The sequence below is a fragment of the Chitinophaga sp. ARDCPP14 genome, from assembly GCF_051362515.1.
Taxonomy (GTDB): Bacteria; Bacteroidota; Bacteroidia; order Chitinophagales; family Chitinophagaceae; genus Chitinophaga.
The window spans coordinates 104,664-130,473 of sequence record NZ_JBKIXB010000008.1 but is presented as its reverse complement, the minus strand read 5'-3'; the positions used below and the strand labels follow the sequence as shown (position 1 = coordinate 130,473).

The 25,810-nt window shown below is 47.5% G+C and carries 24 protein-coding genes; 12 read left to right on the top strand and 12 right to left on the bottom strand.

The features are described 5' to 3' along the window. Window positions 1-228 precede the first annotated feature (228 nt). Complete coding sequence (locus tag ACLHR0_RS21800) at window positions 229-486, bottom strand: hypothetical protein (RefSeq protein ID WP_370911535.1); 258 nt, start codon at window positions 484-486, stop codon at window positions 229-231. 84 nt (window positions 487-570) lie between these two features. On the opposite strand from ACLHR0_RS21800, the gene ACLHR0_RS21795 reads away from it, so the two are divergent. After that, window positions 571-1,968: an MmgE/PrpD family protein gene (locus tag ACLHR0_RS21795; protein ID WP_436489459.1), complete on the top strand. Its 1,398-nt coding sequence runs from the start codon at window positions 571-573 to the stop codon at window positions 1,966-1,968. Next, entirely contained in the window at window positions 1,965-2,969 is a 1,005-nt protein-coding gene (locus ACLHR0_RS21790) for a glycosyltransferase family 9 protein (RefSeq protein ID WP_436489458.1), read from the top strand. The genes ACLHR0_RS21795 and ACLHR0_RS21790 overlap by 4 nt, the downstream gene beginning before the upstream one ends. On the opposite strand, the gene ACLHR0_RS21785 is transcribed toward ACLHR0_RS21790, so the two are convergent. Both ACLHR0_RS21785 and ACLHR0_RS21780 read right to left on the bottom strand, forming a co-directional pair. Next, complete coding sequence (locus tag ACLHR0_RS21785; protein ID WP_436489456.1) at window positions 2,966-3,967, bottom strand: glycosyltransferase family 4 protein; 1,002 nt, start codon at window positions 3,965-3,967, stop codon at window positions 2,966-2,968. The two genes, ACLHR0_RS21790 and ACLHR0_RS21785, sit on opposite strands and share 4 nt — an antisense overlap. Window positions 3,968-4,018: 51 nt before the next feature. Further along, window positions 4,019-4,522 carry a low affinity iron permease family protein gene (locus tag ACLHR0_RS21780; RefSeq protein WP_436489454.1) on the bottom strand — a complete coding sequence of 168 codons (504 nt, stop codon included), beginning with the start codon at window positions 4,520-4,522 and terminating at the stop codon, window positions 4,019-4,021. Window positions 4,523-4,757: 235 nt separating this feature from the next. Between ACLHR0_RS21780 and ACLHR0_RS21775 the strand changes: the two genes are divergently transcribed. Beyond that, entirely contained in the window at window positions 4,758-6,494 is a 1,737-nt protein-coding gene (locus tag ACLHR0_RS21775; RefSeq protein ID WP_436489452.1) for a hybrid sensor histidine kinase/response regulator, read from the top strand. On the opposite strand, the gene ACLHR0_RS21770 is transcribed toward ACLHR0_RS21775, so the two are convergent. After that, window positions 6,491-7,444, bottom strand: coding sequence for a terpene synthase family protein (locus tag ACLHR0_RS21770; protein WP_436489451.1), 954 nt, complete (start codon window positions 7,442-7,444; stop codon window positions 6,491-6,493). The two genes, ACLHR0_RS21775 and ACLHR0_RS21770, sit on opposite strands and share 4 nt — an antisense overlap. 376 nt (window positions 7,445-7,820) lie before the next feature. Between ACLHR0_RS21770 and ACLHR0_RS21765 the strand changes: the two genes are divergently transcribed. Then, on the top strand, window positions 7,821-9,581 hold the full coding sequence (locus tag ACLHR0_RS21765) for a hybrid sensor histidine kinase/response regulator (RefSeq protein WP_436489449.1): 1,761 nt from the start codon (window positions 7,821-7,823) through the stop codon (window positions 9,579-9,581). On the opposite strand, the gene ACLHR0_RS21760 is transcribed toward ACLHR0_RS21765, so the two are convergent. Next, on the bottom strand, window positions 9,566-10,513 hold the full coding sequence (locus tag ACLHR0_RS21760; RefSeq protein ID WP_436489447.1) for a terpene synthase family protein: 948 nt from the start codon (window positions 10,511-10,513) through the stop codon (window positions 9,566-9,568). The genes ACLHR0_RS21765 and ACLHR0_RS21760 overlap by 16 nt on opposite strands. A gap of 389 nt (window positions 10,514-10,902) precedes the next feature. On the opposite strand from ACLHR0_RS21760, the gene ACLHR0_RS21755 reads away from it, so the two are divergent. Then, entirely contained in the window at window positions 10,903-11,361 is a 459-nt protein-coding gene (locus ACLHR0_RS21755; RefSeq protein WP_429065284.1) for an SRPBCC domain-containing protein, read from the top strand. Between the two features lie 75 nt (window positions 11,362-11,436). On the opposite strand, the gene fucP is transcribed toward ACLHR0_RS21755, so the two are convergent. After that, entirely contained in the window at window positions 11,437-12,705 is a 1,269-nt protein-coding gene (gene fucP / locus ACLHR0_RS21750; protein WP_436489445.1) for an L-fucose:H+ symporter permease, read from the bottom strand. 110 nt (window positions 12,706-12,815) lie between these two features. Beyond that, a complete protein-coding gene (locus ACLHR0_RS21745; RefSeq protein WP_436489443.1) occupies window positions 12,816-13,772 on the bottom strand; it encodes a bifunctional helix-turn-helix transcriptional regulator/GNAT family N-acetyltransferase in 957 nt (318 codons plus the stop codon). Between the two features lie 122 nt (window positions 13,773-13,894). Here ACLHR0_RS21745 and ACLHR0_RS21740 point away from each other — a divergent pair, with 122 nt between their 5' ends. Further along, window positions 13,895-14,932: an aldo/keto reductase gene (locus ACLHR0_RS21740; protein ID WP_436489441.1), complete on the top strand. Its 1,038-nt coding sequence runs from the start codon at window positions 13,895-13,897 to the stop codon at window positions 14,930-14,932. Window positions 14,933-15,037: 105 nt separating this feature from the next. Here ACLHR0_RS21740 and ACLHR0_RS21735 read toward each other — a convergent pair whose 3' ends face one another. Next, window positions 15,038-15,964 (bottom strand): AraC family transcriptional regulator, encoded by a 927-nt coding sequence (locus tag ACLHR0_RS21735; protein ID WP_370911522.1) that lies wholly within the window; start codon window positions 15,962-15,964, stop codon window positions 15,038-15,040. Between the two features lie 335 nt (window positions 15,965-16,299). Between ACLHR0_RS21735 and ACLHR0_RS21730 the strand changes: the two genes are divergently transcribed. Continuing rightward, on the top strand, window positions 16,300-17,529 hold the full coding sequence (locus tag ACLHR0_RS21730) for a DUF255 domain-containing protein (RefSeq protein ID WP_436489439.1): 1,230 nt from the start codon (window positions 16,300-16,302) through the stop codon (window positions 17,527-17,529). Window positions 17,530-17,750: 221 nt separating this feature from the next. Here ACLHR0_RS21730 and ACLHR0_RS21725 read toward each other — a convergent pair whose 3' ends face one another. The 4 genes from ACLHR0_RS21725 to ACLHR0_RS21710 all read right to left on the bottom strand — a co-directional run bounded on the left by ACLHR0_RS21725 (window position 17,751) and on the right by ACLHR0_RS21710 (window position 21,209). Then, complete coding sequence (locus ACLHR0_RS21725) at window positions 17,751-18,122, bottom strand: VOC family protein (RefSeq protein WP_370911520.1); 372 nt, start codon at window positions 18,120-18,122, stop codon at window positions 17,751-17,753. Window positions 18,123-18,207: 85 nt separating this feature from the next. Continuing rightward, a complete protein-coding gene (locus ACLHR0_RS21720; RefSeq protein ID WP_436489436.1) occupies window positions 18,208-19,002 on the bottom strand; it encodes a DUF6597 domain-containing transcriptional factor in 795 nt (264 codons plus the stop codon). A gap of 23 nt (window positions 19,003-19,025) precedes the next feature. Further along, window positions 19,026-19,535, bottom strand: a complete 510-nt coding sequence (locus tag ACLHR0_RS21715) for a DUF1772 domain-containing protein (protein WP_436489434.1) — start codon at window positions 19,533-19,535, stop codon at window positions 19,026-19,028. Window positions 19,536-19,610: 75 nt separating this feature from the next. Then, complete coding sequence (locus ACLHR0_RS21710) at window positions 19,611-21,209, bottom strand: beta-N-acetylhexosaminidase (protein ID WP_436489432.1); 1,599 nt, start codon at window positions 21,207-21,209, stop codon at window positions 19,611-19,613. A 220-nt stretch (window positions 21,210-21,429) separates the two neighbouring features. Here ACLHR0_RS21710 and ACLHR0_RS21705 point away from each other — a divergent pair, with 220 nt between their 5' ends. The 5 genes from ACLHR0_RS21705 to ACLHR0_RS21685 are packed head-to-tail and all read left to right on the top strand — an operon-like array spanning window position 21,430 to window position 25,695. Next, the gene (locus tag ACLHR0_RS21705) at window positions 21,430-22,065 is read left to right on the top strand and encodes an START domain-containing protein (RefSeq protein ID WP_436489430.1); all 636 of its coding nucleotides are present in this window, start codon (window positions 21,430-21,432) and stop codon (window positions 22,063-22,065) included. Further along, entirely contained in the window at window positions 22,052-22,855 is an 804-nt protein-coding gene (locus ACLHR0_RS21700) for an SDR family NAD(P)-dependent oxidoreductase (RefSeq protein WP_436489428.1), read from the top strand. Before ACLHR0_RS21705 ends, ACLHR0_RS21700 begins: the two co-directional genes overlap by 14 nt. 9 nt (window positions 22,856-22,864) lie before the next feature. Continuing rightward, a complete protein-coding gene (locus ACLHR0_RS21695; RefSeq protein ID WP_429046888.1) occupies window positions 22,865-23,839 on the top strand; it encodes an NAD-dependent epimerase/dehydratase family protein in 975 nt (324 codons plus the stop codon). 18 nt (window positions 23,840-23,857) lie between these two features. Further along, window positions 23,858-24,934 carry a sensor histidine kinase gene (locus ACLHR0_RS21690; protein ID WP_436489426.1) on the top strand — a complete coding sequence of 359 codons (1,077 nt, stop codon included), beginning with the start codon at window positions 23,858-23,860 and terminating at the stop codon, window positions 24,932-24,934. Next, window positions 24,931-25,695, top strand: coding sequence for a LytR/AlgR family response regulator transcription factor (locus ACLHR0_RS21685; protein WP_436489424.1), 765 nt, complete (start codon window positions 24,931-24,933; stop codon window positions 25,693-25,695). Before ACLHR0_RS21690 ends, ACLHR0_RS21685 begins: the two co-directional genes overlap by 4 nt. The last annotated feature ends 115 nt before the right edge of the window (window positions 25,696-25,810 follow it).

Genomic DNA, 25,810 nt, shown 5'->3' with positions numbered 1-25,810 from the left:
GTTAGCGTTTTCAGCGGCATGATAAGCGGATTTCCTGAGCCTGATTCAAACGCCTGTTTTGTAAAGCGCTTCAAAGAAAAATAGCCTGCTGGCGTAGAACATAGCAAGAGCGGGCATTGGGGCGTTTCCGGGATAGAATAAAATTCACACAACAAGCATTAATCTCTACAACGTTTCAAAACGGTTATCAAAAAAAATGGATGCATATTTAAGCATCCATTTTTTTTGCTACGATTTGTTGTTCTGTTTTATGGCCTCCCATATCTGCTGAACAATGTACCCGCCTTCCATTTCCGTAAGCCGGGGAGAACAGGTAAAGCCGTCGCCGTTTTCCATCAGCATGAGGTTATCAGGCACAGCATGATGAAACAGTTCACCCAGGTTATCGTTTAGTAAGTAGTACACGGAATGACCGTTGTAAGTATCCGGCTGGATGTCCAGCGAATACGAATGACCATTTACAGTGGCATTTAGATGCTGTATCATAACAAAAGATTTGTGAAGTAACCACAAGTATTGCACCAGTACAACTGGCATGTTTCTGGTCGTCAGCATCCATTAAAAAGTTGTATGAGCAACCAGATCAAAATGATGGCGGAATACGCGGACAGCATCCGATTCAATTCCTTGCCCGCGGCGATCACAAAACAGCTGAAGATACATTTACTCGACAGCATGGCTTCTTTTATATTCTCCACCCGGGAAGATCTTCCACAAAAAGTAGCGCAGGGACTCGGCAGGTTATCCGGTATACAAGCGGCCGACTTCCCGTTACAACTGCCTCCGAACCTCGCTGCGCAGTATTACACCACGCTGATCAGGTATCCTGATTTTATGGATAACTTCCTGTCCAAGGAATCTACCTGTCACCCCAGTGATAATATTGGCGCCTTGTTAGCCGCCTCCCATGTGAAAGAGATTAGCGGCGCCGACTTCCTCGCTGCCATGGCTTTAGCCTATGAAATGGAATGCCGGCTTACTGAGCAGCTGCCGGTAATGATCAGCGGGCATGACCATACCACGCTGCTGGCGTTTTCCGCCACCGCGGGAATTGCGAAGCTGCTGGAAATGCCGGTGCCACAAATGATGAATGCTTTAGGCATTGCCGGCTGCAGCTATCATCCATTGGTGACCTCGCGTGCCTCTTATACTACCCAATGGAAAGGGCTGGCTTCTTCTCTTGTTAATGAAGGTTGTATGAACATATGTGTGCTGGCACAGGAAGATATTACCGGACCGGTGCAATTGTTTGAGATTCCCGAAAAAGGATTCAATGCTATTTACGGGATGAAGCTGGAGTATGACTGGTCCAAAGATCAATTTGAGCTGATTCCGCGCTGCTGCCTGAAAACCTACAATGCGGAAGTACATACCCAATCTGCTATAGCCGCAGCTGTGGAATTAAGGGAACAGCACCGGATCAACCCGGCGGACATCCGGCACGTGGAAGTAACCACTTTTCTTACGGCGTATCATATTGTTGGTGGCGGCGAGTATGGCAACCGTACGCTGGTACATACCAAAGAACAGGCAGATCACAGTATGGCTTATGTAATTGCCGTGGCCCTGCTGGATGGTGAAGTAACGCCGGAACAATTTTCGCCTGAACGGATCACCCGGACGGACGTACAGCAATTATTGCAAAATGTAACCACCCATACTGCATTTCCTTTGCATAAACCGGTGAAAGTGGCGGGTTTGCTGGATCCTTACACAGCCGCCTATCCTGATAAGCTGAAAAGTAGTGTAGCCATCCGTATGAAAGATGGTACAATATTTAAAGCGGAAAAAGAAGCATACAAAGGATTTTACACAACACCTTTCACCTGGGACGATCCAAAGGAAAAGTTCAAAAGGCTTACGCAGGGGCGGATATCTGAAAGCACCGGTGAGCGGATTACGGCATTGATACAAGATCTTGAGCGCAGCAGCGTCCAACAATTGTTACAGCTAATTTTTACGTCATGATAACCAGCCATATTCAACGCATCGCTATTTTAAGGGCCTTACAGCTGGGCGATCTTTTATGTGCAGTACCGGCTTTCCGTGCGCTCAGGGCGACGTTCCCCAACGCACATATCACGCTGATAGGCTTACCGTGGGCCAGCACTTTCCGGCAGCGGTTCTCTCACTATATAGATGAGATGGTGGTGTTTCCCGGTTACCCCGGGTTGCCGGAGCAACCGCATGACCCGGTCGCTTTCAGCGAGTTTATGAATCTTATGAGGAAGCGATCGTATGACCTGGTACTACAGATGCAGGGTAACGGCACGCTGGTGAACCCGCTGGTGTTGGCTATGGAAGCGAAATACACCGGTGGTTTTTCACCAAAAGGTACTGTTCCTGAAAGCGGAATGTTTGTTCCGTACCCGGAGGACCTTCATGAAATTGAGCGGCACCTCTACCTGCTGAAGCAGCTGGGTATACCGGCGGCAGGCACTCATCTTGAATTTCCGCTGACTACCGCCGACCGCGATTCGTTCCGGAGCCTGCAATTGCCGTGCGAGGACTACCAATATATTTGTGTGCATCCCGGCTCACGGGCAGCGTGGCGGCAGTGGCCTCCGCCTTATTTTGCCGCCATTGCCGATCACCTGGCAGAACAGGGTTGGAAAATAGTGCTCACTGGCAGTAATGAGGAGCGGGAATTGACGCTGGCCGTAAAAAGTTATATGCGGTTTCCTGCAGTGGATACCGCCGGGGAACTGAGTTTAGGAGGCATGGCGGTGCTGATAAAAAAATCGAGGGCGCTGGTATCCAACTGCACCGGCGTATCTCATATTGCAGCCGCCACGGCGACTCCCAGCGTGATCATCAGCATGGATGGCGAACCGCATCGCTGGGCGCCGTTGAATACGCATCTTCATTGCACCACCGACTGGACACGGCACAATGATTTTGACCGGATGCTGATAAAAGCAGATCAGCTGCTGGCGCGTACAGATGACCGGGTGTATCACCGGGCTTAGTGTCCGTCCAGTGCAGGCGTGGCGGAAAAAAGGCTTTCAGGTTGCCACGCCACGCCGGTAACCTGCCGGAACACCTGCTCCCATTCTGTTGTGAAGCGGGTGATGTTAAACAGTGCATTGGCCGTTTCCTTTGCGCGCGCTCCCAGCCGCATCGCATGTTCGGGATCGTTTAACAGGAGTTGCATTTTTTCAGTGAGGTAGTTCACATCTGTATGGATATAACCATTTTCACCATCTTTAATAACCGTTACCAGTTCCGTGGTAGCCAGCGCTACCACCGGCATTCCCTGCATCATGGCTTCACAAACTGCCAGCGCTAAACTGGTGTGTCTTACCGGGTGAAAATAGAACCGGTACCTGCTCCGGAAAGCAGGCAGATCGGGGTGCAGCACTTCTCCCACCCCTTCCTGGTTACCCATGCCGGCGAGGTCCAGCGGCACCAGCCTGCTTACCTGGTCGTAAATATCCCATCCGAGGGTGCGGCCGCGTTGCCGGAGGTGATTAATGGTTACCAGTCCGCAAGGAAGATCGCCGCAATAAGGATAAGGAGAATCCGTAACCCCGTGCGAGATAACGGTAACGGGTGTACGATTATTATTCCACATCAGTTTATTGAAATGCGTGACGTGTACCAGCAGCACCATCGGGTCATCCACTACGTGCGACTGGTTCACGGGGTGGAGCGAGGGCGTGTTGTGTTCCAGGTAAATACGCGGCAGCCGCTGCTGCGTAGCGGATAACACATCAAACTGATCAGTGAGGTAATTCTTTTCCGACTGGAACAGGATACAATCGAACGTGTAATGTTTTACTTCATCGAAAGGAATTTCGTGTACATTATTGCCGAAGGGAAAAGTGGCTCCCCGGCCATAATACCCTTCCTCTTTGTTTTCCTTTACAGGAATATACAGTTCGTAGTTGCCCTGGGACAGGTAGTACAGGTAGCTGCCGTGTACATGCCAGGTAAATATTCTCAGTTTTTCAGCGACATGGTGCATAAGTTTTTTTTTATGAAGGCCATCAAGAATAACACCAAAACACCTGTCATTTTATTTCCGCGGCGCTTTCTTTTTGGTGGTTTTCCGGGTCAGGAGGTCTTCCTCATGTTTGCTCAATGCATCTCCGATCGCTTCTTCCACCGAGTGGGATTCTGTCATGCTCATTCTTTTCCTCGTTTCTTCCACCATCACGCAATAGTATTTGTGCAGCACGTCCAGTTCTTCTTCCGATAAATTTTCCACGTCAATCAGCCGGTTACTGGCTGCCTTGTTGGCTGCAATGAGTTCATTGAGTTTCAGCTGAACTGATTTGGCGTCTTTATTCTGCGACTTCTGGATAATAAATACCATCAGGAAAGTAATGATGGTGGTACCGGTATTGATAACGAGCTGCCAGGTATCGGAGTAGCCGAATACGGGCCCGCTGACTGCCCATATAATGATCACTCCCAGGGCTATAAAAAAGGCCCAGGGGCTACCGGTGGCGGCGATGACCTTTGTGGCCATTGTTTCAAAGAAATTGGTTTTAGGTTTTTTGTCGGTAAGCGCTTTCATAACATCGGACTGTTTGGTTTCTCTTCTTTTCCCATACAACTTTTGCACCAGCGCTTTTTAGAGGGATAAAACGGGTTTTCCGCCACAATCTGACCCAGGGGCGCCACAGGATATCCCCTGCTATACCGCGTCTTTCACGTATGTTACCAGTAATTCGTATATTGGTTTGAATTTACCACGGAAGACACACCAGAATGAACACCTTTTCTACGCCTACTACCCTCAAAAATGACGCATGCATATTTTGAATATTATTAAAAACGCTGGCACCCAATATTCCACGGAGCCAGAAAAGCGTACCATCCTCATTATTAATTCCCTGGCATTTCTAACCAGTATGCTTGTTTTTATACTTGGAGGAGTCTTTTACCTGCTGGTCCACAGTTTACTGATCCTGCTGCCGCTATTGCTGGAGGGTATCGGAATGCTTGCGGTTATTGTATTAAACGGTATGGGTAAAAGGGACAGCGCCAACTTCAGCATGTTTGCCATCCATTACATAGCGGCGGGTTACTGGACAATTTTATTAGGCAATGCCATCCCGATTGAAGTGGTGATTGTTTTTTTACTGATCTTCCTTATTTGCGGTTCTTTCCTGGTATATAAGCGTCACAAGGCAAGAATAGGTTTATTGCTGGCAATTGTAGTGTTGCTGGTGGTAACCCAGGTGAATACCTTTTTTGGATTCATTAAACCGATAGACCTCCATCCTACTTCTGCTTATATTATGCGGCTTTGTACCACCGGTGGTATGATTACTTTCATTTTGTTTGTCATCTTCGAGTTTATGAAGGAGATCATCCGGCTGATGGAGGATCTCAGCAAATCGAACAAAGTGCTGGCAACAAATGCTGCTTTCCTACGGGAAACATTTCACGAGCTGAAAACGCCGCTGAACAGCATTTACGGTATTGCACAGTTGCTGGATATGGTGCGGAAGGAAAATAAGCAGGCGCCCATCATGGAGGAAATAGGACCGGACCTGAAGAATTTACTGGGTGCGGGACAGCTATCGCGGGACATTGTAAACAATGTACTGGATCTGAAACGGATCGAGGCCGGCAAATTTTTTGAAATCAAGCTGGGGGCTGTTCACCTGCGGGATTGTATTGAGCAGTGTATGGCAATGAACCAGTATACCGGCGCCCTGCAGAATGTCCGTATTGTATTAAACTACCAGTTACCGCAGCAATTTATAGAGAGTGATGAAATCGTGCTGATTAAAATCATCAATAACCTGACTTCCAATGCCGTGAAATTTTCTTCCCCCGGCGGGCAGGTGGTGATCAGCGTTTTCCGGGATGATCACCAGATTTGTTTCCGTGTTAAAAATGAAGGGGAGATATCTCCTGAGCGGCAGGAAAAATTGTTTCTTCCTTATGAGTCGGAGCGGAACCACATTACATCGGGAACCGGCATTGGCCTGCACCTGACACAGCAGCTGATCACTTTACTGGAGGGTAGTATCCGGGTGTTCAGTGAAGATCATCATACCATCTTCGAGTTTTTTATTCCCTTCCGCGCTGCGCATCCGGAGGCGGCCATCGAAAAGAAATTTGACATCAGCAAAGACGAATTTGAGGGGATGAAGGTGTTGATTGTGGATGACAACGAGATGAACCGGTATGTAATCGAAAAATTTGTGACCAGAGGAGGTGCAAGGGCGTTGTTATGCAGCAACGGGCAAGAGGCGCTGGAAGCTACACTGGCGGAAAAGCCGGACATCATTATCACTGACTCGCAGATGCCGGTGATGAATGGCCGGGAATTCCTGCTGCAGTTGCGGGCCATTCCTTCGTTTGCTGATACACCGTTTATCGTTATATCGGGAGATGCTTTCAACAAGTACAGTAATGAATCCGAGGAGCTTTTAAAGGCAGGCGCGAACGCTTTCTTTAATAAGCCCTTTTCTTTTGAGGACCTGTATGCTGAAATGATGAAGCATCTCCCGGCTAAATCTGTAAAAGCCTAAACTTTACCTTTGTATCGTTCGGTATCGATGAGCGCCCAGTCGAAATAAGCCTTGATAGCGATGTACAATCCGTCGATGTACACATCCAGCTGCGCATTGATCTCCCCGCTCCAGAAAGGCAAGCTGGCGCGGTGCTCCTCCAGTGTAAGCAAATTGCGGTGGTATTCATCCGAGATCTGCTGAATGGCTTCTTCCAGGGAAATATTCAGCTCCTGTTCATAGATCAGTACGAGGTTCAGTCCCTTCGTTTTCAGTTCCCTTTCCCGTTCCAGGGAGTGAAGGTCGTTGGCCAGGTTGGCGGTGAGGTTCAGCAGCAGCTCTATTTTTTTTACCAGCCAGTGTTCATATACTTCTTCCGGCAAATCAATTTTACCGAAGATGCTTACCAGTGGGAACATAATATAGAAGCCGGTTTTGGGTCTCCACTGGAGATATTCCCGGATACTGGGGCTATATTCTCCTTCCTGCATTTCTGTTTCCCACAGGCATTCTTCAAAATAGGACACCATCTCTTTGCAGAACAAGGAATAGAGAAATGGCGGGCTGAGATGTTGGAAGCGGGTGCGGATGTTGATGAGCGCATCATTCAGGGGTGTTTCTACCGTGCTTTCCCGGTGTTCCATAATAGCGATAAAGCCGTTCAACATGCTGCGCAGCCAGGCGCCTTCCAGGGTGCCAGAAGAAAAGCGGTCGCATTTGTCGTCGATGGTAAACAGCCAGGTGATCAGATCGCCTACCAGGCATAGTTCTTCATAGTTTGCAGCGGGATACTCCCGGGCGGCATACCAGCCGAATTTACCTTTGTTAAACCGTTTGAGCTTTTCGGGCGACTCCAGGCGGAATTCATGGGCCCATTTATAAGTGTGTACCTGTACATCTTCTGCAAGCGGGCTTATGGCAGAAGGGGTTGGAAATTCCAGGGCAGGAATGTAGAGGGTGTGTGTTTCCATGTTTTTTAATGTTTATTAAGTGAAAAGAATCTGCATACGGAACCCGCCGGGTTTTACCGGGATAAGGGCATCAAAATGGATAAATGGTTGACATTCAGATATTGAGTATAGTACGCGGGTCAGCCGGCAAGGATGAGCGAATACACTACGACAAAAGTCTGTAAAAATGTTTTAGCGGAAGGCTTTCCAGGTTTTAGGGTTTATATATCTTACCAGGCCCGGACCAAACATATTTTCACTTTATATAACGTGATATTCTTTTTTTCAAAAAAAAATATGCTTATATTAACATTCAATTAACTCATTCCGATGCATATCTGGCTAGATTTACCTTAACCCAAAGAAATCTACTGCCTAATCCTCTAAATAACTATACATGAGAACTGGTATCTATCCTACAGCTGCTACCATTACAGCCACACTCATCAAACCTGTTTTTGCCGGAACCCAGCATTTTGATAAAGCGGAAGAAAAACGTCCTGTTATTATCATCAACGCGATGGCCATTGTGTTAAGCGCGCTGGTTGTCGGGGTTGGCAGTTATTTTTATTTTCTTAAGAATTCGGTGTTCTTTTTAATCGGGATTCCGCTGGAGACGCTTAGCTTTCTGGCAGTTATCCGGTTAAACCAGGTCCGGCAATATTTTAATGCCAACTTACTCATGCTGAGTACCAATGCTATCTTTATTGCTTACTGGTCTACCGTACTGGGGTCAAGTATTTCCCTGGAGCTACTGCTGGCATTCAATACCATCATTATATTCCATTTAAGTTCTGCCTTTTTCCTGTACAAAAGAAGCGGGGCGCTGCTGGGCTGTATAGCCGCAACGGTGGTATTTGCCGCGTGGATGGTGGCCAATTCCCATTATAACTTCATCCAGCCGATACAGCTTTCGCCTGACGTATCATTAACCATGAAGTGGTCGACCACCGTGGCGCTGCTGGTATTTATATTATGCGTTATGATGTCTTATGTGGCGCAGATCAGGAGTTTGATTGCTTCTGCACAGCAACTCCGGGAGGCATCTGAAAGGAAAAGCATTTTTTTACGGGAGGTATTTCACGAGATCCGTACGCCGATGAATGCCATTTTCTCTATCGGCCAGTTGTTTGAACTGCGGAAGTCCAAATATTCTATGGCCGAAAGAAAGGAAATTAACCAATTGTTTGCCTCCTGTTACCTGGCCCGCAATGTCATTAATCATGTGCTGGAAATGTCGAGGATTGAATCGGGAAATTTTTATTCCGTTATGAAGGAGGCCATCAGTTTAAAAGACTGTATATCCCATTGTATAGCGGTGAATAGCTACCTGGCAGCATCCAGGGGGATAAAAATTGAGATGGCGTTCGACAGGCAGCTGGGTGAGCCCATTAACAGCGACCCTCTTTTATTAACCAAGATCCTGAATAATATCCTTTCGAATGCGGTGAAGTTTGCCAGCGGTAACTCCCTGATCCATCTGAGTTGTACGAAAGATGCGGACCAGATCATTTTTAAGGTAACCAACCAGGGGGTGGTAGATCCGGACATTGCCGGCAAAATGTTCGACAGGTTTGTATCAAAACGCGAACAGTTTGAAGGCACCGGGTTGGGCCTGTCTATTACCAAGCACCTGATCAGTCTTTTCGGCGGACAAATTGCGCTGGCCCCTATTGATCCCTCCTCTCCTTTTACCACTACCATTACCTTCAATATCCCTTATGAAGCAGGCGTGGGAAAAACCAGGCAACAGCTACCTCCTAAATTTATGAATGGCTGCTTTATAGGCGGGAAAGTGGTGATCATTGAAGATGACCTGCTGAGCGCTGAATTGCTGATCAAATTCCTGAAGGAAATGGGAATAGACCCGGTGTTATGTAAGGATCATGCGTCTGTGACTGCTGTTATCCATACAGAAAAGCCCAACCTGGTTATTTCTGATCTGAATATGCCAGGCTTTGATGGCAGGGACTTGTTGCAGTACATAAAAAATGATCCTGAATTAAAAGGCATCCCCGTACTGATCATTTCAGGAGATGCCTTTTTGAAAGATGAGATGTTAGCGACAGGCGCCTGCGGTTTCATAACGAAACCGGTTTTCATCAGCGACCTACATCTCGAATTAGCAAAGTATTTGCCTCATCATATATTTTCATAGCGGCCGGTATCAATCACGGCCCAGTCGTCGTAACCTCTTACGATGGTATATAAGCCCTGTATGTAGCGGTCTACCTGCTCATTAACGGCCCTGCCCCAATAGGGAAGTTGCGCACGGAGTTGTTCAAACCGGAGCAGGTGCGCTTTATGTTCATTGATTACATATTGCACCGCTTCGTCCCTGCCCAGGTCCAGTTCCTTTTGGGCGATAAAGATGAGGTTAAACCCCGGCTTCTCCAGTTTTGCTTCACGGACAATCGAATGTAAATCATTGGAAAGGCAACCGAGCAGATTTAAGATGAGTTCTATTTCGCGGATAATACTGTGATCATATACTTCATCCGGCAGGTTCAGTTTTTCAAAAATGGCTACCAATGGAAACATGATATAGAATCCTGTGTAGGGCCGTTCTTTATAATACCGGTCGATGGACGGCATGAGTCCATCTATCTGCATATCGATCTCAAAGAAACATTCATTGAGATAGTCGGTCATGTGCATGCAGTATCTGCGGTATAAGAAGGGGCTGCTGATGTCGCTGAAACGATGCAGGATATCTTTCAGGGCCATACTAAGACTATTATCGTCCTCAATATATTCATCATTAAGGATAGCGATGAATATTTCCAGCTGACGTCTCATTTCCAATGCAGTTGCTGCGTCGGCAGAGCCGCGGTCGCAGCTGTCGTCTACTGTGAAGAGCCAGGACAGCAAATCTCCGGCGAGACTTACCTGGGCATAGGTGGCATCAGGGTATTCCCTGGCTGCCTGGAACCCGAAACGGGCTTTGGAGTACCAACTAAGGGGTTTAAATTTTGGGGCAATATCAAATTGCTGTACCCACTTCAAGGTATCATTCTGAACATCCTGAAAACAGGAATTAATCTTAGACTTTCCCGGGATAGTGACGCAGGAAGTTAAAGCATTTGACATAAATGTTAATTTTTAAAGTGAATAAAAGATTGATGATCTAATATTTAAGCGTAGTAATGGTTATTCAGTGCGGATACAACAACCAGTTTGCAAATATTACCATGTTCTACAGACAAAGCCCGGAATTATATTATGATGTTACCTGACGTTGAAGATTGGTCCAAAAAGCTAAATTGGACAAACTAATATTACGAAAAAGCACCCATTTGCGTGGATTGGATTTTGGGATGAGGCCACGGCAAAGGGGGCAATGCAGTACAAGGGAGGGAGGCGCATTACAGGCTATCTCAGCAACCGGCTACCGTAGCGGGCTGCAACGCCGCAACCCGGCCCGGATGGCCTCTTTTTTGTAACTTTATTATCCATTTCTTCACTCAAAACCGCAGCTTATGGCACCATTACAAACCAACGCAACAATACAGATCTCTAAACCCATCTCCGAAGTTTTTGATGCTGTTATTGACCCGCTGAAAATGTCCAACTATTTTATCGCCACCGGCTCAGGTCCCATGGAAGAAGGAAAGCAGGTGATCTGGAAATTCCCGGAGTTTGATACGGTTGTTCCTGTAAGTGTATTGCAGGTGAAAAAGGACGCGCTCATCTCCTTCCAGTGGGAAGGGGTCAAAGATCATCAGCTGCAGGTGGACATCCTGTTTTCCGAAAGATTTGGGCATACCACCCTGGTAAAGGTTACTGAAGGCAGTATGGAAAATAATGAAGAAGGAATTAAATGGCTGAAAGGCAATACGGAAGGCTGGGCTAATTTTCTTGCCTGTTTGAAGGCTTACCTCGAGTATAATATTAACCTGAGAAAAGGAGCGTTTGATTATATGAAAGCAGAACAATAATCGCACTTGCGGGCAAAAAGAAGGGCTGCTGAATAACCAGCAGCCCGGGTAATGTATAACGGTAACGGATATCCGTTACCTGAGCTTATATAATTTATATCCAAACAGGAAAATAACCACGTAGCATACGATGGGCAGGTAGTAGGCAGTAGCGATATTCGTATCTGCAATACGTCCCATGATAAAAGGGAATATGGCGCCGCCAAACATTCCCATTACGATGAAAGAAGAAGCCTGTTGTGTTTGCGGGCCCAGGTCTTTTAAACCAAGACTGAAAATAGTAGGATACATGATGCTGAAGAAGAAGTTGATCATCAGCAAGGCGATGAAGGAGGTCCAGCCCCAGCCCTGCGCCACCAGGATACACATGAGGATGTTGCCGAGTGCGAAAGCAGCGAGCAGTTTATTGGGCGCGATGTAACGCATCAGTGCCGTGCCAACAAACCTTCCGGCCAGCATCATACCCATAAACACCGTCATAAAGTAACCCGCTTTCTGATCAGAGAAGCCCATCACTTCATGTCCGTAGTTGATGAAGAAGGCCCAGGTACCTGCCTGTGCGGCTACGTTAAAAAACTGTGCCACCACGGCGAACACAAAATGTTTCTGCTGGAATAATTTTTTGCGGACACCAGCCACGCCACCTGCATTTGAAGGGCCATCGTGCGGATCGGTGAGCGCCGGTACTTTTACCATGGCAAATGCAATAGCGATGGCTGCGATCACTGCCCCGATATAAATGTATAATTGTTTTACAGACAGCAATTCGCTGCCTGCATCGTGGCCTGCGCTGAGGAGGAAGTAGGAACCAAGCGTTGGTCCTACTATGGCGCCTACCGCATTAAACGACTGTGCAAAATTGATACGCTGATCACTGGTGCGCTGGTCTCCCAAAGCAGCCATGAAAGGGTGCGCCACTGTTTCCAGTGTAGCCATCCCGCAGGCCAGTACAAAAAGGGCGATGCGGAAAATACCAAACGAGGCGGCATTGGCTGCAGGCACAAAGAGAAAGGCACCCAGGGCATACAGGGTGAGCCCCAGTAACACGCCGTTTTTATATCCCATCTTTTTAATAAACAACCCTGCCGGGATGCCCATCAGCGCGTAGGCGCCGAAGATAGAAAACTGTACCAGGCCGGATTGGGATTTGGATAATCCAAGTACATTCTGGAAATGTTTATTCAGTACATCGCCCATTGTTAATGCAATCCCCCAGCACATGAACAGGGAAGTCACGAATATGAGGGTGATGACATATTTATTCTCTGTGAATTTTGCGGGTGTGGACGCGGTATTTTTAGTGGTTTCTAAGGCTTCCTGTTCCAGGGAGTCAGGTGATATCATGATCAGAGTTTTTAAATTTTATTTATAACGTGGAATGATGGTTTGAGCATGCATCCGAAGCTCTAATATACATTTCCATTTTTATAAACTCCAATCCTCTGCCGGTTAAATCAGGCGGGTAATATCAGCTCCATCTGGATATTGCAACGCTCGTATGGCGTTGCCCTGCCGGCTATCTTTTTAAATCCCAGCTTATTATACAGGCTGATAGCCGGTTTCAGGATGGTATTGCTTTCGAGGTAAATATTCCGGGCCCCGAGTGATATTGCTTTTGCGATGATAGCCTGTCCCAACAAAAACCCAATACTTTTTCCCTGGGCTTTGGGAGATACCGCCATTTTAGCCAATTCGTAATCATAGTCCGGGTCGTCCATTTTTATTAATGCACAAACCCCTACCGGTTCATCGTTGTAAAGCGCAACGAAAATATGGCCGTTCTTTTTGAGAATATTTTCTTCCGGGTGATCGAGTGATTTATGGTCTGCTGCTTCCAGTTTAAACCACCTGGAGATCCATTCCTCATTCAATGCTTTAAAGGCCGCTTTATACTTGGGCTGGTAATCCACGATGGTTACTTTACCTGCTTCTCTTTTTTTATGTGCTTCCACTACACGGCTGAGCAGCGACTGCTGTTCCAGCAGGTATTCCCATTCTTCCATTGCTTTCCACAGGTCGTGTGTGGTTTGGGCAGAAATGGCTTCTATAGCGGTGTTCACGTCTGTGAGCTGGTCCTGTATTTTGAGGGTGATGTCCAGTCCTTTTTTAGTGAGACTGACGATATTACGACGGCCATCTGTTTTGTCTTTTTTCTCTACTACCAGTCCTTTCTTCCCCATTTCACCGATAATTTTACTTACCGAGGGATGGGAATGACCAATTTCTTTTGCGACGGCTGTAATTGTTTTCTCCTCTCCTACAGATAATACATAAAATACCGGGAACCACTTCGGTTGCATGTCGATGTTATACAACTGGTAAATCTTTGCGGCATCTTCTGTGATCTTTTCTGTGAGCATGCGCAGCCTGCTTCCGAGCGCTACCTTGCCTGTTTTATTGAAGAATTCCATATTGTAATAAATTACGTAATCAGTTACGCAAATATAGAAAATACTGATGAAAATACAAATAAAGCCTGCGGCTTTTCCCCGATCTTTATATTTTTATAACAAACGGTCATAAAATTTAGCTGATGGAATACAGACAATTAGGCGCATCCGGTTTACAGGTACCGGTGCTGAGTTTCGGTACTGCCACTTTTGGCGGCGGTAATGATTTCTTTAAAGCCTGGGGCAGCACACTGGCGGATGAAGCCACGCGCATGGTGAATCTTTGTCTTGATGCAGGCGTAAACCTCTTCGACACTGCCGACATTTATTCTGACGGTCTTTCGGAAGAAATTCTCGGAAAAGCCATTGCCGGCAAGCGGGAGCAGTTGCTGATCTCCACCAAAGCCACTTTCCCTTTCGGAAAGGGTCCCAATAACCAGGGTTCTTCGCGGTTTCACCTGCTGCGGCAGATAGAAGGAAGTTTGAAGCGGCTGCAAACCGACTATATCGATATTTATCACATGCATGGGTTCGACGGCAACACGCCCGTGGAAGAAACCATGCGTACGCTGGATGATCTCGTGCAAAGCGGCAAGGTGCGTTATATCGCCGCCTCCAACTTTTCCGGCTGGCACCTGATGAAATCGCAGGCCATCGCGGAAAAATATGGGTGGAACCGTTACGTGGCCCACCAGGTATATTATTCACTGGCCAACCGCGAATATGAATGGGAGCTAATGCCACTGGGCCTGGACCAGCAAGTGGGCGCCATTGTATGGTCGCCGCTGGCGGCAGGCAGGCTGGGAGGTAAATACCGTCGTAACAGTCCGCCGCCACAAAACGGCCGCGTAGCGCAGGGAGGCAGCCCTGTACCGGAGGCCGTGGTAAAGGAAGAAGTTTTTTACAACATCATCGATGCATTGGATGAAATAGCAGCTGAAACCGGCAAAACGGTGGCGCAGATCTCCCTGAACTGGCTGCTGCAACGCCCCACGGTGTCCAGCATCATTATTGGCGCCCGCAATGAAGAACAGCTGATACAAAACCTCGGCGCTACAGGTTGGAACCTCACTACCGATCAGCTTAAAAAGCTGGATGCCGCGAGTGATATACCTACCATTTATCCTTACTGGCATCAGCAGCAAAACCTCACGCTGAATCCACCGCCTGTTTTTTATTAGTTTTTAGCGGGGGAATTGTTTCCCTCGCATTTATTTATCCGCTGGTAGACGCATAAGGTTTCGTCCTGGTCAGGAAGGGAAAGGTATCTTTCTAAAAAGAAAATATCAGCGGGAGCAGATCAGCTGGTAGGTACCGGGGGTAATTCCTTCCGCGCTCCTGAAAAGGCGGATGAAATAGTTGGTATCATTAAAACCGCAAAGCATACTCACCTGGCCCACGCTGTTGTTGCGGTCCGCCAGCAGTTGCTTTGCCAGCTTTAACCTTTCCCGGTTAATATACTGGAGGGGGGTAATGCCAAACTGGTCTTTAAACCATTTGAAGAAGACATTGCGGCTCAGGTAAGCCTTCCGGCAAAGCGTATCTACTGAAATATTTTCAGTAAGGTGCTCATTGATGTAATGCAGCACAAAATGAAGCCTGCTGCTGTTGCTGTTGGTATCTTTTTCCTCTGCCACCAGCTGCAGGTGCTGGCTTTGCAGGATGCGGACCAGCAGTTCCTTTATACTGAGATCGGCGTAAATATCCCTGGAAAGATCGGTGCTGCGGCAGATGCGGACTAACTTATTGATCAGGTCTGTGAGATCTGCATCATTATTAAAGTGGTACTGGTTGAATTGCAGCCGCCAGTCGTTTTTATCGGCATACTGGCTGTTATAGTATTCATTGAGATATTGCAGGGTGCTGCGGATATAAGTTTCATCGACCGACAGCGCAATACACTGTGTCGGGTTTTCTGCAGAGGCTTCGGGGAAGTCAATCACCATGGTTTCGTTGGCCGGTACAATCACGGTTTCCCCGGGCTGGTATTCAAAGGAGGGCTGATCGAAAAGATGCATGATCTTTTTTCCCTGCACCATGCTGGTAATAACGAAATCTCCGAAAGTAAGGGGCACCCGGTAATCCTGCTGATAACTTTCAAATATATTCAGTTCACAGCTATTCAGGTTATAGACCCGCCTGTTCTCCACCAGGCGTTGTAGTTGCTTCGGATGTGTAAGGTCTATCGGCTGTACAAAATGTTTTACCGGCATGGCTAATGTTTTTAGCTACAACAAGTTAGTATAATTTAACCGAACTCAGAAAAACAGGTACGAATGTGCTAAAGATAAATACGAAATTTTGCAATTGGATGCCGAATGTTCACCATATTGGGTTTTCGTGGACGGAAACCATCTTTTTTCCCTCAAATAACATCCACCAGGTTAAGTACTAATTGCACAAAAAAGGCCGTCCCACCGGATGGCTTTTTTTGTGCAAACGCGCCGTTACACCAACTTATCCTGTTAAATTAATTGGCATCCCTCCCGGTTTTGTTCCTGAACTGCATTAAATTAGAGCCTACTAATCAAAACCAACAAACAGCATTATGAAAAAATTACTCCTCCTCGCCTTCCTGTTGCCATTGCTGGCGGCAGCGCAGGACAAAGGCATTCATTTCGAGCATGGCAGCAGCTGGGCCGATGTGCAGGCCAAAGCCAAAGCTGAAAACAAATACATCTTTATGGACTGCTTCACTACCTGGTGTGGTCCCTGCAAGTTTATGTCGGCCAATATTTTCCCGCAGGAAAAAGTAGGCAGCTTTATGAATGATAAATATATCAGCGTAAAGGTGCAGATGGACCAAACGGACAAAGACAATGAAGAAGTGAAAAGCTGGTACGCTGCCGCCAAACAAATTGAAAAGGACTATGCCATCCGTGCCTATCCTACCTTCCTGGTGTTTGCACCCGACGGCCATATCGTTGACCGCCAGATAGGCGGCGCCGAAGCAGACCAGTTCATTGAAAGATGCGCTGCTTCCCTGAACCCGGCCACACAGTATTACACACAGCTGGACCTTTATAAAAAAGGAAAAAAGGATACTGCTTTCCTCCGCGAAATGGCACTGCTGGCTCTGAATAAATATGACCAGGAAAATGCGTCTCTTATTTCCAAAGAATATCTTGCCAAGCAAAAAGATCTTTACACACCTGTAAACCTCCAGTTCATCGCCAAATTTACCAACAGCAGTAAAGATGTAGGATTTGATATGTTCCTGCACCATGCCGATAAAGTAAATAAAGTACTGGGCACCGGTAAGGCCGAAGAAAAAGTAATGGGCATTGTGGCACAGGAAGAAGTATATCCGGAGCTGATGAAGAAAGACGGCAGCAAACCCGACTGGGCTACCCTTGAAAGCGGCCTGACCAAAAAATATCCTGCTTTCGCGGAAGAACTGCTCCTGAAAACAAAAGTACAGTACTTCAGCTACGTAAAAGATGCCGATAACGCAGTGGCTAACATTGTTGCCTATATGAAAAAATATGGCCACAAAGCAGATCCGCAGGCATTGAATGAATATGCTTGGACCATCTTCGAAAAATGCAACGACATGCAATGCATAGAACAGGCGCTGGAATGGAGCAAACGCTCTTTCAAAGACAACGAAGTACCTGCATTCATGGACACTTACGCCAACCTGCTGTATAAATCCGGTAAAAAAGACGATGCCCTCGCATGGGAAGAAAAAGCCCTGAACAAAGCCAGTGGCGACGAAAAGAAAAACTACGAGACCACGCTGGAGAAAATGAAGAAAGGCGAGAAGTATTGGGAATAGCGCGAATTTTGTCTTACTCAGGATTACGCTGATTTTAATGATTAGCTTGATTTTTACTTTTTGGATTTTATAAAGGATTAAGGGAGATAGAAGCGGATATATTCGCTTTTATCTCCCTTAATTATTATTTTAAAAAAATCTAAAAATCTAAAAAAAATCCAAGAGTAAAAATCAAGCTAATCATTAAAATCAGCGTAATCCTGAGTAAGACAACCTCCGCGTTAAGGTGTTGTAATCCACCACGTATTTCCAAACGGATCTCTTACGCCGCCGGACTTGCCGTAGGATTGTTGTGTTACGGGCATTACTTCTGTAGCGCCTTCGGCCAGGGCCTTTTTAAAAGTGGCGTCGGCATCTTCCACGTAAATGAATAGTCCTGCGTTGTCGGCGCCCCAATTGTCATTTGACTGGCCAAACATAATGACGCTGCCGCCGATGCTGATTTCGCCATGCATCAGCTCTTTGCTGCCTTCCCGGTAGGTCCGGTGGTTTTCTTTTGCCCCAAATACTTTGCTGGTAAAATCGAAAAAGCCTTCTGCATTTTTCAGGATCAGATAGGGCATTACCTGCTGATGTTTTTCTGGTAATTTCATAACATTTTTATTTTTAGGTTAAACGTCTCTTGCACAAAATTGCAACAGTATGCCCTGATAAAATTGGAAGAAACCGACATTCTTGTTAGTCGCGCCAGTCGGTGGCCCCGGAGCGGCCAGAGAAATACTGTTTGGGATGCATACCTGAAAATGCGCGGAAGTCGCTGATAAAATGCGACTGATCATAATACCCGCACTCCAGTGCCAGGCGTCCCAGGCTCATTACCTGCCGGTTATAAAAGGCGGTAGCCGACTGGAAACGGACAATCCGTGAAAACAATTTAGGGGATAGTCCTGCATACTGTTTGAACTGCCGCTCAAACTGCCGTTCCGACAAATAGTATGCCTGTGAAAGGGACCGTATATTCATGGAGGGTTTGTGATGAATGATGTCCCTGATCGCCGCAAACACCGGCAAATCCGCCACACGGCTGGCTGCCAGCCGCTGCTCCGTAAACCGGCAGAGAATCTCACAACGCTCCCGGTTATTTTTCGCCAGCATGATTTTTTCTTCGAGGATGGTGCCTTCGCCTTTCAGCAGGTACCTTAATTCGGCGGCAGTATTGGTCAGATCGGCCGCGGAAATATTAAACAACAATGGAACTGCCTGTGGGTAAAAATATACGCCAAAAATACCGAAGCCTGTATCAACAGTATACTTCCTGAGGGTGTGTGTAACGCCCTGCACACCGGCGGTAAACGATGTATCTGTATGGCCGTTATCTGCTATTTCGCCGAACAGCCCATGATAATGAAACACCAGCTCTACGCAGGCATCCGCCATATTGTAATGCGTGTAACCCACCTCTCCTTCCAGCACCCAGAAGAACCGGATGACGTGCGCAAGATGAGGCGGTGGTGGAATTGTCTGGTAACGCATGATCCTAAATTTACAAAAAGCATTTAAGCTTTACGTGATTCGCTTTTGGTATCGCGTTGCAAACAGGCCATTACCAGCAATGCCAGGGCCATAATGCCTGCCAGGGTGCGCACAGTGTGCCAGTTATTCCACGGCGTGGCAAATGCCACCCGCATGCTGTGCAGTTGCTCCGCCGAAGCCCCGTTTACCTGGAAGGCCGCCAGCTTGTCATTGAGCGGAATATTGGCGATTATCGTAACCCCAAATGAGCCAACCACAAATACCACGGTCCCAGCCAGCAGGTACCAGCTGCGGCGGGTAAAAACCGGTCGGGCGCTGAGCCAGGTGGCCAGCGGCAATAACACCGGTGCGCCTAAAAAACATACCAGGAAGGCAGGGTTCACAATGGCAACGTTGATGGCCTGGGTAGCCGTTATATAAGCGGCATCCGGTAATTGCGCAAAAGCTACATTAACGGAAACAGCAAACGCATAGAACAAACCCGCTACCAGGGCCGTGGTGATAGTGGCAAGCGCCAGTACAAAATTCTTCATGATGTTCCGGGTATTTTTAATCCCATTGCAATATTACCTCCCTTCCCTTTCCGGAAATAGAACAAAACCGACACATCAGTCGATATAGTTGGCGGCCGCTTTACCCGACTCCTGGTGCCTGCCCGGCTGGAAGATATCAAAGTAATAAAGATGCTCCTTTGCATATAGCGGCAACTGCGCTTTTAAACGGGTTTTAAAGCCATTAAAGTCCTTTGCCTGGGTTGACGTCCAGGCAGTTTCCGCCAGCGCCGCAATGCGGGGGAAAAGCAGGAAATCGAGCCGGTTGTTGCTGTGAATGGTTTCTGACCACAGGCAGGCCTGCACACCGAGTATGAGGGATTCATGCCCCTGTGTGGCCGGAATGGCGGCGGCAGAGAAATTATACACTGCTTCCAAGGGATTGAATTCACCATCTTTCCACCGGCGCCCGATTTTGTGGGTGCTGTCCTGTACAAAGTCGAAATAAAACGGCAGCCGCGGGCATAACACTACGGAGTATCCTTTCTGAAATGCCATGGCCAGGTTTTCCGGTTTATCATGGCGCCACCAGCATACGATGGTGCTGTCGGCCGGCAGGGACGCCGTGGCTATTTCATCCCAGGCCATTACTTTATTATGCAGCTGCAAAACGGTGTCGGCCATGCGTTGAATAAAATAGTCCTCTACCTGTTTGCGGTCTTTCAGGCCGTGGGCCTGCTTTAACCGGATGATGCCGGTATCCTGGTCCCAGCCCGCATTGCCAAAGGTAACTTCGTCGCCGCCGAGGTGAATGAGCTGCGCGGGAAACAGTTGAGCCGTTTCCGTTAGTATATCCGCCAGGTACGAGTAAGTGCCTTCCCTGCCGGGGTTGAAGGTGAACTGCGGGTACTTTGCAGTACCGCCGCCGTCGAATGCAGGGTAAGCCCTGTTGGCGGCGCCGGCATGCCCCGGCATATCTATTTCCGGAATAATATCGATGCAACGCGCTTTGGCATAGGCCACTATTTCCCGGATATCATCTTGCGTGTAATAGGCTGCCGGTGCTTTGGGGTCGGCGATGTTGCTGATACCGCCAACGGTGGTGAGCAAAGGATACTTTTTAATTTCCAGCCGCCATCCGGGCATGTCAGTCAAATGCCAGTGAAAGCGGTTCAGTTTATAAAAAGCCATCCAGTCGAGCATTGACTTCACCTTCTCTTTACCAAAAAAATACCGCGACTCATCCAGCATTACGCCGCGCCAGGCGTATTGCGGAGCATCCGTGATGTTCCAGCAAGGCACCTGTAACACTTTCCCCGGTGCCGGCGCCTGTGCAGTGAGCTGCAACAGGCTGATGATGCCATTAAACACCCCTTCCCGTGCGCCTGCCGAGATAGTAGCCGTTTGCTTATTCATGGTAAGCGTATATGCATCCATGTTAGTACCGGTTATTTTTTTCAGCAGGATAACGGTGCTGCCTGATTTCCGTTGCAACGGTACCTGGATATGATAACGGCGAAGCAGTTCCTGCTGCAGCCAGGTGCCCAGCTGAACCAGGGAAGTGTCTTCCCAGCTAATAACGGATTGTGCGCTGATTTCAAATGTGCCGCGACCTTTGTCTGCTTTTACCGGCAATGGAATCACCGGGCAGATTTGCTGTGCGGCAACGGGAATAGCAGTTAATACAATGGCGATGGCCAGCAGGTATTTTTTCATGTTCAAAGCTGATTTTTAGGCGTGGCCCTGTCTTAACCAGGGCACCGGCAGCCAAAATAATAAAATATCACCAGTACTTCTCCATAAAATAATATATAAATATTTCTCCATTATTCAGATCCCCGGTTTAGTGACAGGTCAACAGCTTAATCCTACAGTTCAGCAGGTAATCAATGGCCAGTCCATTTACCAGTGGCATATTTGCTGTAAATGATGATGTATGCAACAGCTCTCCGTTTTAGTGATCAGCAGTATGATGTTCGTCCGGTCATTATTTGGTGATACCAGTGAATTTAAGCTGGTAAAACAGGATAACGCCATTTCGCTGTATGAAAGGTGGATACCCGGCGCAGATGGTGAAAATGTAAGGGAGATCAAAGCCGTCTTCCTGGTGAAATGCGCCGTACCGGCGGTGATCGGGCTGTTCAAGGACCAGGCGCATGGCCGCGACTGGAATACCAATGCCAGCGAATACAGGATCGCGGCGGCGCCAGATCCCCGCCACTGGATTACTTATATTAAATATGATATTCCCTGGCCGGTCGACGACCAGGACTGCTGCCTGTTATACCGCTACCAGGAAATTTCCGACGACGCTGCAGAAGTGGTGTTTGAAAGTATCACGGATCATCGCTTCCCTCTATACAATAAAACAACACGGATTACCGGCACGCGGGGAAAATGGATCATGGCGCCTTCGGGGAACGGGCAGCTGCGGATCACTTATATGGTCACCACCGACCGTAGCAGGAAAATTCCCCGCTGGGTATCCGATCCCATCATTCATGATAACCTGTTCAAAACAATGACAAAATTTAAAAGCCTGCTTGAAAATAAAACATATGCCAGACAATAAATACACGCTCATCACCGGCGCCAGCTCCGGTTTGGGCAAAGAATTCGCCATTCAATGCGCCAGGAAAGGCATGAACATCATTCTCATTGCCCTGCCGGGCAGCCGCCTTCAATCCATGGCGGAGAACCTGGAACTGGAATACCGCATCTGCGTAAAAGTGTTTGAATTTGACCTGTCCGACAGCGATGTACTGAAGCAGCAACTGCAGCTTATTATCCGCGACTATCCCATTAATTTCCTCATTAATAATGCGGGCATCGGTGGTACCTCTTCCATCACCCATACCTCACTGGAACGGATAGACGAAATTATGATGCTCAATGTAAGAAGCACCGTTTTACTTACCCACCTGCTGATCCCGCACCTGCTGAAGCATCCGCAGAGCTATATTATGAACATTGCCAGCATGGCGGCTTTCACGCCCATTGCCTATAAAACGGTATACCCGGCGTCCAAAGCGTTTATCTCGTCTTTCTTTCTTGGACTAAAAGAAGAACTGGCAGATACCAGTGTATCCGTGAGCGTAGTATACCCCGGCCCTATTATGACCAACTCGCACACGTCGCGGCGGATCATCAGCCAGGGATTGAAAGGAAAGATGGGCCTGTTGTCTACACCCGACATTGCAGACATTGCGCTGAGAGGAACGCTTGCCGGGCACCCGGTGATCATACCCGGCTGGATGAATAAGCTCAATCACATACTGATGCAGTTGCTGCCACTCTCCTTCAGGATGAGGATCGTATCCAGGGAAGTGAAAAAAGAGATCCCCTATAGTTTATCTGTCTAAAAAAAATTCATGAAAAAAGTACTGATCACCGGCGCCAACGGCTTCCTGGGTTCCAATTTAACACGGGAACTATATCGCATGGGGTTTGACATAAAAATTTTAATCCGGCCTTCGGCCGATATGAAAGGCATCGAGGACATTCCCTGTGAAATCTTTTACGGGAGTATCAGCAACAACGACGATGTACATGAAGCCGTGAAGGGCTGTGACATTGTGATCCATGCCGCCTGTATTACCGCACAATGGGGCGTTTCGTTTGCCGAATATGAACATACCAACTTTACCGCCACCAGGTATATTACCGCGGCCTGCCTCGAGCACCGGGTACAGAAATTCATTTATGTCAGCACCGCCAACACTATCGGGCCGGGCGATAAAAACAGTCCGGGTAACGAACTGAATGGCTTTACCCTGTTCAACGCCAACTCCGGCTACATCAACACCAAGTACCTCGCGCAGCAATACGTGCTTGAACAGGTGGCCAGCAGGCAACTCCCGGGCATCGTGGTAAACCCCACCTTTATGATAGGGCCGCATGATGTGAAGCCCAGCTCCGGTAAACTGATCCTGTACGGACTAAAACACCGGCTGCTGTTCTATCCGCCGGGAGGCAAAAACTTTGTGCATATCAAAGATGTATGCCGCGGTATTATCAACGCTATTGAAAAAGGCAAAACGGGCGACTGCTACCTGCTGGCCGGTCAGAACCTCAGCTATGCAGAATTCTTCCGGCTCTTGAAAAAGATTTCCGGTAAGCGGCAGCTGCTCATTCCGATACCTGCCTTTATCCTGAAAGCAGCGGGTATCATAGGTTCCCTGCCAGGCATCTCCGGAAAATTAAATTATACCACGGCTTATATGCTGTGCCTGGACAATTACTATTCCGGCAAGAAATCAGAGCGGGAACTGCAACTCAGTTACACCCCCGTAGAAGCAGCTGTTACTGGCGCATTTACGTGGTTTAAGGAAAATAACTACATTTAGTACTATACAACCCATCAGATGAACTTCCAGGAAAATGAAAAATTGTTCTCCAGTAAACTATTCCTGTATCTTTCCAGGATACTGATACTGTATACCTTCAGCATCATCTTCAAATCCTTTGACCATACCTTCGTGAAAGGTTTACGGATACTGGATTACAGGGGGCAGATGTTCAGCCTGTTCTATGTAATTTTTGGTCTTATTGCCTGGGAAGGCGCGACCTGGCTGGCCCGCACCACAGAGAGAAAAACAGCGAACAAACATACTTCCGGCAAACTGGTGTTCCTGTCGGCGGTCCTCGTGGTGTACGGTATGCTGGTAGCCTTCCTGTTTGGCTTTTTCTATTCAGTGACCGACATCCTGCTATTTAACCGCTATGAAGCATGGGATAGCTTCCGGCATTTCAGCTACGACCTCAACTTCGGCACGTTTATGTTTTACCTGCTGATACTGGCATTTAACGGCATCATCTTTTACTATTCCGGCTGGAAGGAATACCAGCTGCAAACAGAAAGACTGATGCGGGAAAACATCCAGGCGAGATATGACGCATTGCGCAACCAGATAGACCCGCACTTCTTTTTTAATTCGCTCAGTGTGCTGACCAACCTGGTATATAAAAGCGCGGACCTTTCCGCTGATTATATTACGCAGCTGGCAAAAACCTACCGGTATATTCTTGATAAAAAATTTGAAAACCTGGTGCCGGTGCAAACAGAACTGGATTTTCTTGACGCCTATCTTTTCCTGATCCAGATCCGCCACCAGCAAAGCATACAGTTTAGCGCTGACATTCCTGACAAGATAAAGACCAAAGGCATGATTCCCCCGGTAACCCTGCAGATGCTGATCGAAAACGCCATCAAGCATAACCGGTTTTCCGCGCAGGACCCACTGCTGATCACGATTAAAAGTGACGGCCATTTCCTGGTCGTGTCCAATCACAAGCGGCCAAAAGTTCACCCGGAAATATCTTCCGGTATAGGACTCGAAAATATTCAGAAAAGATATGCGCTGATCAGCAACAGCAATATTGAAATCAGCGAAACAGCAGAGATGTTTATTGTAAAATTACCCATTATCAGTGGCTCATGAGAATCGTTATTTTTGAAGATGAAATGCATAATGCCGAGCGGCTTACCCAGTTGCTGCACAAGTGTAATGCCGCGATAGAGATCGCTGCCGTTATTACTTCCGTGGAAGAAGGCATCCGCTGGCTGGAACAGCAGCAGCCGGTAGACCTGATGCTGATGGATATCCAGCTGTCCGACGGCAACTGCTTTGAAATATTCAGCAAAACAAAAGTACGCACGCCTATCATTTTCACCACCGCGTATGATGGCTTTGCCTTGCAGGCTTTTAAGGTAAACAGTATCGATTACCTGTTAAAACCTATCGACCTTGACGATTTAAAGAATGCGCTGAAAAAATACGAACAGTTCAGGCCAGCCAATAACTATACCGTAGACATCAGCAGGATTGCAGAAGAATTCCTGCGCCGCGACAGCGCCCGTTTTATCGGCCGGATCAACAACCAGCTGATCTATGTAAAAGCGAAAGACATTGCCTGGCTGCAGTTTGCACGGGGCGCCACCTGGGCCACCACCGTCACCAATCAGCGGGTGCCGCTGGACTACTCCCTTGACCAGATTGAACAGTTGCTGGACAAGCACCAGTTTTTCCGCATCAACCGGCAGTTTATTATCCAGATAGATGCCATTAAAAAGATCACCACTTATTACAATAGCAGGTTAATTCTTCAATTAGCGCCCGATGTTGATACTGATGTTATTATTAGCCGTGAAAGGGTTTCTGAATTCAAAAACTGGCTCGAAGGGAAGAGTGAGAATGCGTGATTAGAGCGAATTTTGTCTTACTCAGGATTACGCTGATTATACTGATTACCTGGATTTTTACTTTTGGATTTTTTTTAGATTTTTTAGATTTTATAAAGAAGTAAGGGAGATATAA

Bases quoted from the DNA above. Each gene is read 5' to 3' on its own strand.
- ACLHR0_RS21800 (WP_370911535.1), bottom strand. From the start codon at position 486: ATGATACAGCATCTAAATGCCACTGTAAATGGTCATTCGTATTCGCTG.
- ACLHR0_RS21795 (WP_436489459.1), top strand. From the start codon at position 571: ATGAGCAACCAGATCAAAATGATGGCGGAATACGCGGACAGCATCCGA.
- ACLHR0_RS21790 (WP_436489458.1), top strand. From the start codon at position 1,965: ATGATAACCAGCCATATTCAACGCATCGCTATTTTAAGGGCCTTACAG.
- ACLHR0_RS21785 (WP_436489456.1), bottom strand. From the start codon at position 3,967: ATGCACCATGTCGCTGAAAAACTGAGAATATTTACCTGGCATGTACAC.
- ACLHR0_RS21780 (WP_436489454.1), bottom strand. From the start codon at position 4,522: ATGAAAGCGCTTACCGACAAAAAACCTAAAACCAATTTCTTTGAAACA.
- ACLHR0_RS21775 (WP_436489452.1), top strand. From the start codon at position 4,758: ATGCATATTTTGAATATTATTAAAAACGCTGGCACCCAATATTCCACG.
- ACLHR0_RS21770 (WP_436489451.1), bottom strand. From the start codon at position 7,444: ATGGAAACACACACCCTCTACATTCCTGCCCTGGAATTTCCAACCCCT.
- ACLHR0_RS21765 (WP_436489449.1), top strand. From the start codon at position 7,821: ATGAGAACTGGTATCTATCCTACAGCTGCTACCATTACAGCCACACTC.
- ACLHR0_RS21760 (WP_436489447.1), bottom strand. From the start codon at position 10,513: ATGTCAAATGCTTTAACTTCCTGCGTCACTATCCCGGGAAAGTCTAAG.
- ACLHR0_RS21755 (WP_429065284.1), top strand. From the start codon at position 10,903: ATGGCACCATTACAAACCAACGCAACAATACAGATCTCTAAACCCATC.
- fucP (WP_436489445.1), bottom strand. From the start codon at position 12,705: ATGATATCACCTGACTCCCTGGAACAGGAAGCCTTAGAAACCACTAAA.
- ACLHR0_RS21745 (WP_436489443.1), bottom strand. From the start codon at position 13,772: ATGGAATTCTTCAATAAAACAGGCAAGGTAGCGCTCGGAAGCAGGCTG.
- ACLHR0_RS21740 (WP_436489441.1), top strand. From the start codon at position 13,895: ATGGAATACAGACAATTAGGCGCATCCGGTTTACAGGTACCGGTGCTG.
- ACLHR0_RS21735 (WP_370911522.1), bottom strand. From the start codon at position 15,964: ATGCCGGTAAAACATTTTGTACAGCCGATAGACCTTACACATCCGAAG.
- ACLHR0_RS21730 (WP_436489439.1), top strand. From the start codon at position 16,300: ATGAAAAAATTACTCCTCCTCGCCTTCCTGTTGCCATTGCTGGCGGCA.
- ACLHR0_RS21725 (WP_370911520.1), bottom strand. From the start codon at position 18,122: ATGAAATTACCAGAAAAACATCAGCAGGTAATGCCCTATCTGATCCTG.
- ACLHR0_RS21720 (WP_436489436.1), bottom strand. From the start codon at position 19,002: ATGCGTTACCAGACAATTCCACCACCGCCTCATCTTGCGCACGTCATC.
- ACLHR0_RS21715 (WP_436489434.1), bottom strand. From the start codon at position 19,535: ATGAAGAATTTTGTACTGGCGCTTGCCACTATCACCACGGCCCTGGTA.
- ACLHR0_RS21710 (WP_436489432.1), bottom strand. From the start codon at position 21,209: ATGAAAAAATACCTGCTGGCCATCGCCATTGTATTAACTGCTATTCCC.
- ACLHR0_RS21705 (WP_436489430.1), top strand. From the start codon at position 21,430: ATGCAACAGCTCTCCGTTTTAGTGATCAGCAGTATGATGTTCGTCCGG.
- ACLHR0_RS21700 (WP_436489428.1), top strand. From the start codon at position 22,052: ATGCCAGACAATAAATACACGCTCATCACCGGCGCCAGCTCCGGTTTG.
- ACLHR0_RS21695 (WP_429046888.1), top strand. From the start codon at position 22,865: ATGAAAAAAGTACTGATCACCGGCGCCAACGGCTTCCTGGGTTCCAAT.
- ACLHR0_RS21690 (WP_436489426.1), top strand. From the start codon at position 23,858: ATGAACTTCCAGGAAAATGAAAAATTGTTCTCCAGTAAACTATTCCTG.
- ACLHR0_RS21685 (WP_436489424.1), top strand. From the start codon at position 24,931: ATGAGAATCGTTATTTTTGAAGATGAAATGCATAATGCCGAGCGGCTT.